This is a genomic window from Stenotrophomonas sp. YJH_SMC_135 (assembly GCF_059372355.1).
Window position 1 is genome coordinate 286,343 of the sequence record NZ_JCAFVN010000002.1, and the last position, 12,894, is coordinate 299,236.

General features: G+C 68.1%; 10 protein-coding genes and 1 tRNA gene. 6 read left to right on the forward strand and 5 right to left on the reverse strand.

Going from position 1 to position 12,894, the window contains the following annotated elements; all coding sequences use genetic code 11:
• Positions 1-13: 13 nt before the first annotated feature.
• Positions 14-1,723 carry an ArnT family glycosyltransferase gene (locus tag AC5P98_RS07865; protein WP_049408639.1) on the forward strand — a complete coding sequence of 570 codons (1,710 nt, stop codon included), beginning with the start codon at positions 14-16 and terminating at the stop codon, positions 1,721-1,723.
• A 152-nt stretch (positions 1,724-1,875) separates the two neighbouring features.
• On the forward strand, positions 1,876-3,132 hold the full coding sequence (locus AC5P98_RS07870) for an O-antigen ligase family protein (RefSeq protein WP_049408637.1): 1,257 nt from the start codon (positions 1,876-1,878) through the stop codon (positions 3,130-3,132).
• A gap of 30 nt (positions 3,133-3,162) precedes the next feature.
• Here AC5P98_RS07870 and AC5P98_RS07875 read toward each other — a convergent pair whose 3' ends face one another.
• The gene (locus tag AC5P98_RS07875; RefSeq protein ID WP_049408636.1) at positions 3,163-3,969 is read right to left on the reverse strand and encodes a glycosyltransferase family 2 protein; all 807 of its coding nucleotides are present in this window, start codon (positions 3,967-3,969) and stop codon (positions 3,163-3,165) included.
• Here AC5P98_RS07875 and AC5P98_RS07880 point away from each other — a divergent pair.
• Complete coding sequence (locus tag AC5P98_RS07880) at positions 3,968-5,026, forward strand: CDP-glycerol glycerophosphotransferase family protein (protein ID WP_049408634.1); 1,059 nt, start codon at positions 3,968-3,970, stop codon at positions 5,024-5,026. The two genes, AC5P98_RS07875 and AC5P98_RS07880, sit on opposite strands and share 2 nt — an antisense overlap.
• 97 nt (positions 5,027-5,123) lie before the next feature.
• Here the strand turns inward: AC5P98_RS07880 and AC5P98_RS07885 are convergent, their stop codons facing one another.
• The 4 genes from AC5P98_RS07885 to AC5P98_RS07900 all read right to left on the reverse strand — a co-directional run bounded on the left by AC5P98_RS07885 (position 5,124) and on the right by AC5P98_RS07900 (position 9,378).
• Positions 5,124-6,662 (reverse strand): PH domain-containing protein, encoded by a 1,539-nt coding sequence (locus AC5P98_RS07885; protein ID WP_049404857.1) that lies wholly within the window; start codon positions 6,660-6,662, stop codon positions 5,124-5,126.
• A complete protein-coding gene (locus AC5P98_RS07890) occupies positions 6,659-7,159 on the reverse strand; it encodes a PH domain-containing protein (protein ID WP_032958281.1) in 501 nt (166 codons plus the stop codon). Before AC5P98_RS07890 ends, AC5P98_RS07885 begins: the two co-directional genes overlap by 4 nt.
• Positions 7,160-7,233: 74 nt before the next feature.
• Positions 7,234-8,370, reverse strand: a complete 1,137-nt coding sequence (gene ribA, locus AC5P98_RS07895; RefSeq protein WP_032958282.1) for a GTP cyclohydrolase II RibA — start codon at positions 8,368-8,370, stop codon at positions 7,234-7,236.
• 87 nt (positions 8,371-8,457) lie between these two features.
• A complete protein-coding gene (locus tag AC5P98_RS07900; protein WP_099476005.1) occupies positions 8,458-9,378 on the reverse strand; it encodes a lauroyl acyltransferase in 921 nt (306 codons plus the stop codon).
• A 61-nt stretch (positions 9,379-9,439) separates the two neighbouring features.
• On the opposite strand from AC5P98_RS07900, the gene dtd reads away from it, so the two are divergent.
• From dtd to AC5P98_RS07915, 3 genes are all read left to right on the forward strand, one after another.
• Positions 9,440-9,880, forward strand: coding sequence for a D-aminoacyl-tRNA deacylase (gene dtd, locus AC5P98_RS07905; RefSeq protein WP_014648553.1), 441 nt, complete (start codon positions 9,440-9,442; stop codon positions 9,878-9,880).
• A 90-nt stretch (positions 9,881-9,970) separates the two neighbouring features.
• Positions 9,971-11,824: an RNA polymerase sigma factor RpoD gene (gene rpoD / locus AC5P98_RS07910; RefSeq protein WP_014648552.1), complete on the forward strand. Its 1,854-nt coding sequence runs from the start codon at positions 9,971-9,973 to the stop codon at positions 11,822-11,824.
• Between the two features lie 944 nt (positions 11,825-12,768).
• Positions 12,769-12,844: transfer RNA gene (locus AC5P98_RS07915), tRNA-Ile, on the forward strand.
• The last annotated feature ends 50 nt before the right edge of the window (positions 12,845-12,894 follow it).

Genomic DNA, 12,894 nt, shown 5'->3' on the forward strand with positions numbered 1-12,894 from the left:
CGTTGCGAGTCCCATGCTGAAATCCCGCGCGTCGCGCGAGACGTGGTTGTTCGTGGTGATGGCCCTGCTGGTGCTGGGGGCCGGGCTGGGCCTTCGTGATCCGTGGCCGTCGGACGAGCCGCGCTTCGCGCTGGTGGCCAAGCAGATGTTCGACAGCGGCCACTGGCTGTTCCCGCACCGCGGGACCGAGCTGTACTCGGACAAGCCGCCGATGCTGATGTGGTGGCAGGCCACGCTGTACAGCCTGGTCGGGCAGTGGCGCGTGGCCTTCCTGCTGCCGTCGCTGCTGGCGGCACTGGGCACGCTGTGGTGCGTGGTCGACCTGGGCCGGCGGCTGTGGACGCGGCGGGTGGGGCTGTATGCCGGCTGGGCGCTGCTGTTCGCGCTGCAGTTCACCTTCCAGGCGAAGAAGGCGCAGATCGATCCCCTGCTGCTGCTGTTCATCACCCTGGCCAACTACGGCCTGCTGCGCCACCTGCTGCTGGGGCCTGCCTGGCGCTGGTGGTGGCTGGGCTGGTTCTTCGCCGGCATCGGCGTGATCACCAAGGGCGTGGGCATGCTGGCGCTGCTGATGATCGTGCCCGCGGCAATCGCCACGGCGCTGCGGTGGCCACGGGTGGGCCTGCACGCGCGCGACGCGCGCTTCTGGCTGGCGCCGCTGGCCTTCCTGCTGGCGGTGTCGTTGTGGCTGGCGCCGATGCTGCTGGCCGGCTTTGCCACCGGCTCGGACGAATATCGCGCCTACATGGACGATATCCTGTTCCAGCAGACGGCGCGGCGCTACACCCATTCCTGGGATCACCACCAGCCCGCCTGGTACTTCCTGGCGACGATGCCGCTGATGTGGATCCCGGCATTCCTGGCCCTGCCCTGGGCGATTCCGGCCTGGCGCCGCCGGCTGCAACGCCGCGACGCGCGCTATCTGCTGCCGCTGGCCTGGTGGCTGATGGTGGTGCTGTTCTTCTCGATTCCCGCCGGCAAGCGCGACGTCTACATCCTGCCGGCGCTGCCGATGTTCTGCCTGGTGCTGGCACCGCTGTTGCCGGGGTTGCTGAAGCGACGCGATGTGCAGGCCGTGGTCGGGCTGTTCACCGGCCTGCTGTCATTGGGCCTGGCCGTGGCTGGCGCGATGGCGGTGCTGGGTGACCCGGCCTTCGAGCTGCGCCTGACCCATAGCCGCGGGCTCGCCCCCGGGGCCGTCGACGCGCTGGCGTGGACGATCCTGGCGATGGGCCTGTGGGGCGGATTGAGCCTGCTGGCCTGTGGCCGTCGCCGGCACCTTGCGCTGGTGTCGACCCTGGCGGCGGTCTGGGTGCTGTACAGCCTGGTCGGCTACCCGCTGCTGAACGATTCCAGTTCGGCCCGTGGCCTGATGCGCACGGTCGGTACCCGCCTGGGCCCCGATGCCGAGCTGGGGCTGGTGGCCTGGAAGGAACAGCACCTGCTGCTGGCCGACCGTCCCGCAGCGACCTTCGGTTTCGAGACTGACTGGGACGAGCAGCTGGTGGCGGCCACGCGCTGGCAGCGGCTGGCGCCCGGGCGCCGTTGGCTGCTGGTCCACGAGTACGCGATGCTGTCGTGCGTCGACCGCAACCGCTCCGAACTGGCCGGCGTGTCCAACCGGCGGCGCTGGTGGCTGGTGCCGGCGGCGGCGGTGACGGTGCCGTGCGTGGTCACTGCCGAGGAGCGGGAACGTGAACGGCGTTTGCAGGAACATGACTAGCCAGCACGATTTCCGCTTGTCCAGTCTGCCCAAGCGGGTCCAAAGGCAGTAAAACAGCAGGCTGGGACGGCCCGCGTTGGCCTGTCCCATTCTTCCAGCATATTGCAGCGATACTTCCCGACGTGCCAGCTTCACCGGACAACCTGAACCTCATGGCCGGCGACCCGCTGGGCGTTCCCGTCGGTGGGCGTCACGGGGTTGCACACGGGCTGGCCCAGCTGGGGCTGTTCTGCCTGCCGGCACTGGTGCTGACCGTGCCGATCAACCTGTTGCCGTATGGTCTCCTGCTGCTGCTCAGCACCCTGCTGGCGCCGGAGCTGCTGTGGCGCGCGCGGGGCATGGCCGGCCAGCCGGTGAAAGTGCTGGTCTGGCTGATGCTGGCGGTGCTGGCGCTCGGCGTACTGTCGGTGGTGCTGTTCGAACAGGGCCTGCGTGACGTCGACAACCGTTCGCGGTTCGTGGTGATCCCATGGATCGCGCTGTGGATCTGCGCGCTGCGTCCCAGCCTGCGGTGGCTCTGGTACGGCTCGTTGACCGGCCTGCTCGCCACCTTCGTGATGTCGCTGTGGCAGGTGCTGGGCGGCGCCCCGCGCGCGGAGCTGTTCACCAACGCCATCGTGCTGGCCGACATCGTGATGGTGTTGATGGTGCTGCTGGTGTTCTGCCGGCCGTCGCGGCGCTGGTCGCTGGTGATCCTCGGCATGGCCGCCGGTTGCGGCACCATCGTGCTGACCGGCAGCCGCGGTGTGTTCGCCGCCTTGCTGGCGCTGCTGGTGGTGCTGGCGCTGAGCCTGCGCTGGCGTACCGGTGCGGCGCGCCTGTCGGTGCTGGCCGGGATGCTGGCGATCGGTGCGACGCTGCTGCTGTCGGTGCCGGAGCTGCGCCACCAGGTCCGCCTGAGCGAGCTGCACAGCGACGTGCAGCGGATGGAGCTGGGCGACAGTGATTCTTCCGCCGGTGCCCGCGTCGAGCGCCTGCAGGTAGCCTGGCAGACCTTCCTCGATCATCCGCTGGTGGGTGTTGGCATCGGTCATTTCGACAGCGCGATGCAGCGCGTGCCGGTCTGCCGGGAGAACCCGGAAGAGTTGCGCTGCCACCTGGGGCATGCCCACAACGACATGGCCGAATGGGCGGCGACCCAGGGTGTACCGGGCCTGCTGCTGTTGCTGGCGGTGTATGGCATCCCGCTGTGGTTGTTCGTGCGCCTGCATCGCCGCAGCGGACGGGCGACCTTCCGCGGGCCGGCCGCTGCCGGCGTCATGCTGGTGATCACCTACGCGTTGTGCGGGCTGACCCAGTCAATGTTCGCGCACCAGATGACGGCCAGTTTCTACGTGACCCTGGTCGGGCTGCTGACCGGCCTGTCGATCGTCGAAGGCGCGCGCCACCGGGCGATCACCGGCTCGTGATGCGTCGGCGCGCCGGGCGGGGCCCGGCGATCAGGGGATCGGCGGGTCGGCCACGGGCTGGCCGTTGCCCAGCATCCACAGCATGATGGTCTTCTGCCGCACGTAGTTGGCGCGCACGTATGCGTAGACCAGGCCGTGCCAGCCGTCGCGGAAGCCGCCACGGAACACGAAGCCGCGCCAGAACCGCCAGGCCGGCGCCAGTACCAGCTTGCCCAGCGTGGCCCGCTTGCCGCGTGCGAACTCGTGCTCGGCCATCATCCGCGCGTACTTCTCGGTCTTGGCCAGCTGCTGCTGCAGGGAGCGGTACGGGTAATGGACCAGGTCGCCGCGCAGGGTGCCGACGCTGCCGTCGACGCTGGCCGCCTCGTGGATCTCGCGCTTGCCGCGCCAGCCGCCGCGGCGGCGGTCGAACAGGCGCATCACCCGGTCCGGGTAGGCATTGCCATGGCGCAGGAACCTGCCGAAGTACTCCGACAGGCGCGCGAAGCGATAGCCGGCATGGCTGGCGAAGCCACCGTCGCGGGCCTGTTCGATGGCTGCGCGCAGTTCCGGGCTGATCCGCTCATCGGCGTCCAGGCACAGCACCCAGTCGTGGCTTGCCTGCTCGACGCAGTAGGCCTTCTGGCTACGGAAGCCATCGAACGCGCGCTGCAGCACGCGGGCGCCTGCGGCCTCGGCGATGGCCAGGGTGGCATCGGTGGAGTACGAGTCCACGACGATGATTTCGTCGCAGAAGGCCAGCGAGGCCAGGCAGTCGCCGATGCGGCCGGCCTCGTTGAACGCGATAATGCAGGCCGAGATGCGAGGCCGTTCGATGGGAGCGGTCGTGGAGGACATGATGGCCGGGTACCTGTTGTTTGCGACGGAGCGCTATGCGCTGCCTATTCTCGCCCCGTTGGCGCAGGCCTTGCACGCCTCCGGGCAGGAGGTGGCGGCCTGGTTCGAGGACGGCGCGGCCGCCAGCAGCCTGCCGGACGTGCCCAACATCGGACTGAAACAGGCCCTGGCGATGCGGCCGCGTGCCGTGTTCAGCGCCGCCAACTGGGTGCCGACCTTCCTGTCCGGCGCCAAGGTACAGCTGTTCCATGGCTTCAACGTGGAGAAGCGCGACAGTGCGCGCGGCCACTTCCGGGTGCGCGGCATGTTCGACCTGTACTGCACGCAGGGGCCGGCCACCACCGCGCCGTTCCGTGAGATCGCCGCCCTGCAGGGCCACTTCGCCGTAGCCGAGACCGGCTGGCCGAAGCTCGACCCGCTGTTCCGCGACGACGGTGGCGAGAGCGCCGCGCTGCGCGCAGCGGCGGGCGGGCGCCCGGTGATCCTGTTCGGTTCGACCTTCACCGAGCGCCTGAGCGCAGCGCCCCACCTGCATGCGCAGATCGCCGCCGATATCGCTGGCGGTGAGCGCTACTGGCTGCTGACCCTGCACCCGAAGTGCCCACCGGAACTGTTCGAGCGCTACCGCGCGCTGGCCGGTGCCCATGCCCGCTTCATCGAGCCGGAGCAGGTGATGGCCGCGCAGCGCGCCGCCGATGTGCTGGTGTCGGACACCTCGTCGATCGTTTCGGAGTTCATCGTCCAGCACAAGCCGGTGGTGACCTTCCGCAACCGCGTGCCCAAGCCGCACATGATCGACTTCGGCGACCCGGCGCAGCTGCCGGCGATGCTGCAGCGCGCGCTGCATCCCGACGCCGCGCTGCAGGCGGAGATCGTGCGCTACGCCGACGCCATCCATCCGTACCGCGATGGCCTGTCCAGCGAGCGGGTGATCGCCGCCACCGAGGATTTCCTGTCCGGTGAAATGGGCGTGCTGCGGCGCAAGCCCTTCGGCAGCTGGGTGCGCGACCTGCAGATCCGCAAGGACCTGGGATATTGGGGGCCGTCGCAGCGCTGATGCCTCGCCGACCCCGCTCGCGGTAGTGCCGGGCGCTGGCCGGCAACCTCGGGAATGTCTGCGGTTGCCGGCCAGCGGCCGGCACTACCGGTATTGCTTACCAGCGCAACTTGCGCCGCGCCAGCGCCGCGGCCAGCTGCTCCATCACGTGTTGCGCCTGCGCCTGCGGCAGGTGGCGCAGGGTCAACGCCACATCACCGTGCGCACCGGCCGTATCCAGCTGCAGGCTGCTGGTGCCGAGCAGCTTGTCCAGCGGTGAACGCTGCAGGCGCAGGCCCTGCACCTTGTCCAGCTCGGCCCAGCGCCACCAGCGCGTCCACCAGCCGCCGCGCACGGCCACGTAATGGGCATCCAGATACCAGCCCATGCGCGCCATCTGCCGATGTGCCACCAGCAGCGCCACCGGCAGCCAGGCCAGCACGATCAGGCCCCATGATCCCCAGCGCCAGTACGCGGCCGCTGCCAGCAACGGCACCAGCAGCAGCGCGCCCAGGCACAGCCGCCACCAGCCACGCTGCTGAATGGACTGCCATTGCGCCGGCGGCCATTGCAGTTGAGGCAACAGGTGCTGCACCAGCTGCTCGCAGCGCATTGCCGGTGCCAGCGGTGCCAGCTCGCGCAGGGCGCGGTCCTCGTCGCGCGAGGGGCCGCCGGCGGCGCTGTCGATGCGCAGCTGGCGCAGGCCGAACCAGCGATGCAGGGTGGTTTCGCGCAGCGTCCAGGCCTGGATGCGGCGACGCGCGACACTGCTGCGGGTACGGCTGAGCAGGCCGGCCGAGACGGTCAGGCGGCGATCCTGCTCGCTGAGGGTGAAGCCGTGATAGCGCAGCAGGGTCAGCACCACCGACAGCGCACGCAGCGCCAGCCAGCCCAGCAGCAAGGCTGCGGCCAGCAGCAGGAAGGCGCCGGCCACGCCGGGATGCAGGTGGCTTGCGTAGCCGAAGGCTTCCCGGCCGCCACGCTGGATGGCCGCGTCCATCACCGGCCGCGGCACGGTCTGGAACAGCACGCCGAAGGCGGCGATCGCCAATGCCCAGCCGCGGTTGGACAGCAGGCCCATGCGCACCACATCCCAGCTCGACAGGCGCAGCAGCACCTGTTCGGTGTCGGAGTCGGTGATCGAGGGGGCGGCCACGACGTCGGCGGCCTGCGGTGCCTGCCCACGCTGGCGCACCAGTCGTTCCAGCGCCAGCGCCTGGTCCAGCTTCAGCACGCGCATTTCGGCTTCCGGACGCACGCCGCCGGCCGATTCAAGGTGCAGCTCGGCCACGCCGAACAGGCGGTGCAGCGGGTTCTGCCGCACTTCCACGTTGTGGATGCGGGCGAACGGGATCTCGCGGCGGTTGCGCGCCAGCAGTCCGCTGCGCACGGTGATCGCGTCGCTGCCGATGCGGTAGCGGTAGCTGAGGTACTGCAGCACCGAGACCAGCACCAGCGCGGCAATCGCCGACAGCGGAATCAGCTGCGCCCACATCGGGTCGCGGTCACCGCGCTGGCCGAACACCAGCAGCGCCACCAGCGGCAGGAAGTAGTGGCGCAGCTGCATCAGCAGCACGAACAGCCACGACCACGGGTGCAGGCGATGGTCCTCGCCACCGGCAGGCAGCGATGCGGGCAGGGGCGGCGGCAGGCTCACAGGGCGTCGGCGTCCTGGTCGAGCTGATGGGACAGGGTGTCACGCAGGCGCTCGGCGTCGGCCTCGTCCAGGCCGCTCACGGTCACTGCGCTCATGCGGGTCCCGGCGGTGTGCACGATCAGCGTGGCCAGGCCGGCACGGCGTTCCAGCGGGCCGCGGCGCAGGTCCAGGTGCTGCACGCGCGAAATGGGGATGCGCGTTTCCAGCTGCCACATCAGGTCGCGGCGCAGGCCCAGCCCTTGGGTATCCAGCCGCCAGCGGGTGCGGGTCAAGCGCCGGTGGCCAAGCCACGCGCCGAAGACGATGCCGATCAGCAGCCCAAGGGCGGCCGTCCACAGGCCGCCGGGCAGCTGGAAGAACCACGCGGCCGCGGCCAGCGGCAGGCCCGGCACGAACAGTCCGCCGAAGGCGCCTTCCAGTGCGGCCAGGCGGGCGGCGCGCTGCGGCAGCGACTGCCAGGCATCGGCAGGCGGGGAGGTCAGGGGAACGTCGATCACGCGGGCTCCGTCAGGTGGCAGGGCGGGCGGTGGCGGCAGGGCCGCACCGCGCAGACGGTAGCAGGTCGACCGCGCTACTGGGCAGCCTGGATCAGCGCGTCCACATCCAGCATGTGGCCGGCACGATCGGCCTTGGTGCGCAGGTAGTGTTCGTTCTCGGCAGTGATCTCGCCGGTGACCGGAATGCAGTCCAGCACCTCGATGCCGGCGTTGCGCAGACGCTGTGCCTTGGTCGGGTTGTTGCTGAGCAGGGCCACGCGCGAAATGCCCAGGCCATGCAGCATCGCCACCGCACTGCCGTAGCGGCGCTCGTCGGCACCGAAGCCCAGCTGTGCATCGGCATCGATGGTGTCCAGGCCGTCGTGCTGGTAGCCGTAGGCGCGCATCTTGGCGGCGATACCGGTGCCGCGGCCTTCCTGGTCCAGGTACAGCAGCACGCCGCCGCCCAGTTCCTTCAGCTTGCGCAGGCCGCGCCGCAGCTGGTCGCCGCAGTCGCACTTGAGTGAGCCGAACAGGTCACCGGTCAGGCACGAGGAGTGCACGCGTACCGGCACCACCGCCGACAGGTCCGGTTCGCCGACGATGATCGCGACCTGGTCGCGCTGGGCCACGCCGCCGCGGAACACCGCGAAGGTGGTCATGCCGACGTCGCGCAGCGGTACCGGCGAACGGGCGACCAGTTCGTAATCGTGGGCGGCGTGTGCCGCGCCCTCGGCCAGGTCGCACAACGCCACTTCGGCCGCACCCGCAAAGGTCATGTCCTCTGCATCCAGGCGCACCGCCACCATCGCCGGCAGCAGCAGGCCCAGGCGGGCCAGCTCCACCGCGCCGGCATCGAAGGCGTCGCCGGCCGTCCAGTCGTCCGGCATCGGGCCGGGCTCGCGCAGGTAGCCCAGCGAGGGCAGGGCATCGAAGGCAACCCCCGCCAGCGGCAGGCGCGCGCCTGCCGGTGCCTCCACGCCGAGCACGCGGGCGCGGGTGGCGGTCAGGAACAGGTAATGGCGCTCGCGTGCGGCAGCGGCGAAGGCAGCGAAGCTGCTGGCAGTGGCGCTGTCCAGTGCAATCACCGCCAGGCGCTGGCCCTGCCCATCGTGGAGCAGTACCGGGCGACCGGCACGCAGTTCGGCCACCGCGCGTTCGCAGCGGATCGCGGCGGGGTCGCCGAACAGGGAAGAGGCAGCAGGCATGGCGGGACCGGGGGAGGCGGACATCGCAGTCTCTATGGGGGCGCCGGCGTCGTATTCAACGTGGTGCGGCCGCCGGTCGCAAGGGCCGGATGGGCATGGGCGTGGGGGCCGTCAGTGCGGATGCTCTTCGGTCGCATACGGATCTTCCTCGCCGCTGCCCGGTGGCCGCAGCGTATAGCGCTTGTAGGTCCACTGGTACTGCGTCGGGTCGCGGCGGGCGATGCGCTCGATGCCGGCATTGAGCGCGGTGGCGGCCACCTGCGGGTCCGGATCGGCCACGGCCGGGTCGGTCGGCTCGATGTGCAGGGCGAATTCCATGTCCGGCCCGATGCGCTCGCACCAGCCATACAGCACGGTGGCGCCGGTGCGCTCGGCCAGCCGGTTGACCAGGGTCATGGTCAGCGCCTGCACGCCGAAGAACGGCACGAACACGCCATCGCCGGCCTTGGGCTGCTGGTCGGGCAGGATGCCGGTGGCGCCGCCGTCCTTGAGCACCTTGAACAGCTGGCGCACGGCCGGGCCCTCGGCGCGTACCTGCTGCACGTTCTGGCCGCCGCGCACCAGCTGCAGGAAGGCGTCGCTGGCCTCGTCTTCCGGCGGCTTGTAGACGATGGCGATCTGCCCGCGCGAGGCCAGCCACTGGTTCAGCAGCTCCCAGTTGCCGAAGTGCGGTGCGGCCACGATCACGCCCTTGCCGCTGGCCAGGGCCGCGTCGTACAGGGCTTCGCCGTGGCGCTGCTTCAGGTGCAGCCGCAGGTTGTCGGCCGGCTGCCGGCTCCACAAACGCAGGGTCTCGATGGCCTGCAGCGCAGTGGAGCGCAGCAGTTCGCGGTGCAGACGGTCGCGTGCAGGACCGTCCAGCTCCGGGTAGGCCAGTTCGAGGTTGCGCCGGGTAACGCGGCTCTCACGGGCATTGACACGAACCCACGTCCACGCCAGGGCGTGTGCGAACCCCCGCAGCAGCGGCCAGGGCAGGCGGGCGAACAGGGTGGTGGCGCGGTAGACCAGCCGGGCTTTGCGTTGCGGATTCATCGGCGCCAGTTTAGCCAAGGGCGCTGCTATCGTGGCCGGCCCCGTTCATTGGAAGCCCACGATGCTCGTCCTGATCCAGCGTGTCAGCCAGGCCGCCGTCCATGTCGACGAGGAGGTGGTGGGGCAGATCGGCCCCGGCTTGCTGGCCCTGGTCGGCATGGAACCGGGGGATAGCGAGGCCCAGCTGCGGCGGATGGCCGAACGCCTGCTGGGTTACCGGGTGTTCGCCGACGAGGCCGGGAAGATGAACCGGTCGCTGCGCGACACCGGTGGCGGCCTGCTGCTGGTCAGCCAGTTCACCCTGGCGGCCGATACCCGTTCGGGCATGCGGCCGAGTTTCACCAGCGCCGCACCGCCGGACGAGGCTGAACGCGGGTTCAATCGATTTGTCGACATCTGCCGTGAAAATCATGCGCCAGGGGTGGAAACGGGCCGGTTTGGTGCCCATATGGTCGTCAGCCTGGTCAACGACGGTCCCGTGACCTTCCTTCTCAGGCCCTAGGCCGCCGGGACCACCGCCCGGCAGGCAGGGCCCCGGGCTGGTATAATGCTACGTTCCCTATTTCTCCCTAGCCGGTGGCGCGAGCACTACATGGCCAACGAACGTCCTGCCCAATCCGAAATCAAGCAACTGATCAGCAAGGGCCTGGAACAGGGCTACCTGACCTACGCCGAAGTCAATGACCATCTGCCGGACGACATGGTCGACCCGGAACAGATCGAAGACATCATCGGCATGATCAACGGCATGGGCATCGATGTCCATGAAGTTGCGCCGGATGTGGAAACCCTGCTTCTCAACGACGGCAACACCGGTAACCGCGAAGTCGATGACACCGCGGCCGAAGAAGCTGCCGCCGCGCTGAGCGCGCTCGACACCGAAGGTGGCCGTACCACCGACCCGGTGCGCATGTACATGCGCGAAATGGGCACGGTCGAGCTGCTGACCCGCGAAGGCGAAATCGCCATCGCCAAGCGCATCGAGGAAGGCCTTTCGCAGGTCCAGGCCGCCCTGGGCCAGTTCCCGGTTTCGGTCGAATCGCTGCTGACCGACTACGAGGCCCACAAGGAAGGCAAGAAGCGCCTGGCCGAAGTGATCGTCGGCTTCAACGACCTGGCCGACGAAGAGCCGGCGCCGCCGGCGGTCGCTGCCGATGACAGCAGCGATGCCGACGCAGAAGGCGACGAGGACGAGGACGATGACGTCGAGGGTGGCGAGGAAGAAGCCGCACCGACCGGTCCGGATCCGGAGGAAGTCGCTGCGCGCATGCAGGCGCTGAGCGATGCTTTCAATGCCTTCAAGAAGGCGGCGACCAAGGGCGACAAGAAGAACCTGCCGCGCCTGCGCGAAGAGATGTCGGCGGTGTTCGTCACTCTGAAGCTGCCGCTGCCGCTGACCGACGTGCTGACCAAGCAGCTGCGCGACACCATGGCGTCGATCAAGGCCCATGAGCGACGCGTGCTGAACCTGGCCACCGTCACCGCGCGCATGCCGCGCAAGGACTTCATCCGCTCCTGGGAAGGCAACCAGACCAACCTGGAGTGGGTGGAAGACGCACTGAAGCGCAAGCAGAAGTGGTCGTCGGCCCTGCGCGAAGTGAAGGATCAGATCATCGCCGAACAGCAGGCGACGATCGACATCGAGAAGCTGACCCAGCTGGACCTGGAAGAGCTGAAGGAAATCAGCCGTGCCATGGCCTACGGTGAAGCCAAGGCGCGCAAGGCCAAGAAGGAAATGGTCGAGGCCAACCTGCGCCTGGTGATCTCGATCGCCAAGAAGTACACCAACCGTGGCCTGCAGTTCCTCGACCTGATCCAGGAAGGCAACATCGGCCTGATGAAGGCCGTGGACAAGTTCGAGTACCGCCGCGGTTACAAGTTCTCGACCTACGCCACCTGGTGGATCCGCCAGGCGATCACCCGCTCGATTGCCGACCAGGCGCGCACCATCCGTATTCCGGTGCACATGATCGAGACGATCAACAAGTTGAACCGCATTTCCCGCCAGATGCTCCAGCAGTACGGCCGCGAGGCTACGCCGGAGGAGCTGGCCAAGGAAATGGACATGCCGGAAGACAAGATCCGCAAGGTGATGAAGATCGCCAAGGAGCCGATCTCGATGGAAACCCCGATCGGCGACGACGAGGATTCCCATCTGGGCGACTTCATCGAGGACACCAACGTGGAGTCCCCGATCGAGAACACCACCAACATCAACCTGTCTGAAACCGTGCGCGACGTGCTGGCCGGCCTCACCCCGAGGGAAGCCAAGGTGCTGCGCATGCGCTTCGGCATCGACATGAACACCGACCACACGCTGGAAGAAGTCGGCAAGCAGTTCGACGTGACCCGCGAGCGCATCCGCCAGATCGAAGCGAAGGCGCTGCGCAAGCTGCGTCACCCGAGCCGCTCGGAGCAGCTGCGCAGCTTCCTGGATATCGATTGATTTCCAGCGGCTGGTGAAGCGTTGAGAGAAACCCCGCCTGGTGCGGGGTTTTTCTTTTTTGGGCGTGCTTTCTGTAGAGCCGAGCCATGCTCGGCTGCTGTTCGCGATGACGTATTCGACGGGTCTTCTCAACGGGTGTCGGTTGCTTGCCGCACCTTGTGACGTAACTGGCCTGAGGATTCTTGAGGACTTCGCTGCGATTCGCTGCCGGGGGAAGTGGTCATTCAGCCGAAACCCCAAGTGCCTCAATGAAATGAGTAGCCGCATGTGAGTGATAAGCGCACGCAATGTCGCATTCACCAATTGAAGCCTCTAGCCTTCCTTCCACACAGTCCTCCTCAGGTGCTCAACACACCGTCGTAGGCGGACTGTCTGCCGCAACAGCAGGCAATCCAAGGTCAAACCGCAACTCTCGCCATTCCGGTGAGCCCAAGGGTTTCTGGCCGGGTGGCGCGCAGCCATACAAGACCCTGCAAGGGGAAAGCTGCGGGCGGCCCTACGACCGTGTTGAAGCACCCGGTCGCCTCTCTCAACAGGAGGCGGAAGAGGTTCGACGAATCGTAGGAGAGTGAGTATGGGGCTGACGGAGATTGACGGTGGGTGTGGCTGGGGTGGCTCGGGTACGCGTGGTTGCGACTTCCCCCCGTTGTTGGACTGGGACGATGTGCTGCGTGATGAACGCGAGGATCCACTGGGGTTCGCCCGACGAGCGACATTGGCATTGCTGACACAGTCGGGTGCCGGACTGCTTGCTGGCTTCGGCGGCGGCAACCAGATTGGGCTGGAAGAGGCCAGGAGGACGGTGGCGCTGTTCCACGCCCACTTGCGGCGACTGGAGTGGTTCGCGGAAGTGGCGGAGAAGCGATTGGGGCGCGTTGCTGAGACTCTTGATGCTACCGGGTAGCCGATCGAGCGCGGCCTCCACTACACTGTGAGGCTGCGCAGGGCCTATAGCTCAACGGTTAGAGCAGGGGACTCATAATCCCTTGGTTCCAGGTTCGAATCCTGGTGGGCCCACCACATTGACGTCCATCAGAGTCCAAGGACGTCTTGCGAAGCCTGGTGGGGCT

Excerpts from the sequence above, each read along its gene's own strand:
- dtd (WP_014648553.1), top strand. The coding sequence starts at position 9,440 with ATGCTCGTCCTGATCCAGCGTGTCAGCCAGGCCGCCGTCCATGTCGAC.
- rpoD (WP_014648552.1), top strand. The coding sequence starts at position 9,971 with ATGGCCAACGAACGTCCTGCCCAATCCGAAATCAAGCAACTGATCAGC.
- AC5P98_RS07865 (WP_049408639.1), top strand. The coding sequence starts at position 14 with ATGCTGAAATCCCGCGCGTCGCGCGAGACGTGGTTGTTCGTGGTGATG.
- AC5P98_RS07900 (WP_099476005.1), bottom strand. The coding sequence starts at position 9,378 with ATGAATCCGCAACGCAAAGCCCGGCTGGTCTACCGCGCCACCACCCTG.
- AC5P98_RS07880 (WP_049408634.1), top strand. The coding sequence starts at position 3,968 with ATGATGGCCGGGTACCTGTTGTTTGCGACGGAGCGCTATGCGCTGCCT.
- AC5P98_RS07870 (WP_049408637.1), top strand. The coding sequence starts at position 1,876 with ATGGCCGGCGACCCGCTGGGCGTTCCCGTCGGTGGGCGTCACGGGGTT.
- ribA (WP_032958282.1), bottom strand. The coding sequence starts at position 8,370 with ATGTCCGCCTCCCCCGGTCCCGCCATGCCTGCTGCCTCTTCCCTGTTC.
- AC5P98_RS07875 (WP_049408636.1), bottom strand. The coding sequence starts at position 3,969 with ATGTCCTCCACGACCGCTCCCATCGAACGGCCTCGCATCTCGGCCTGC.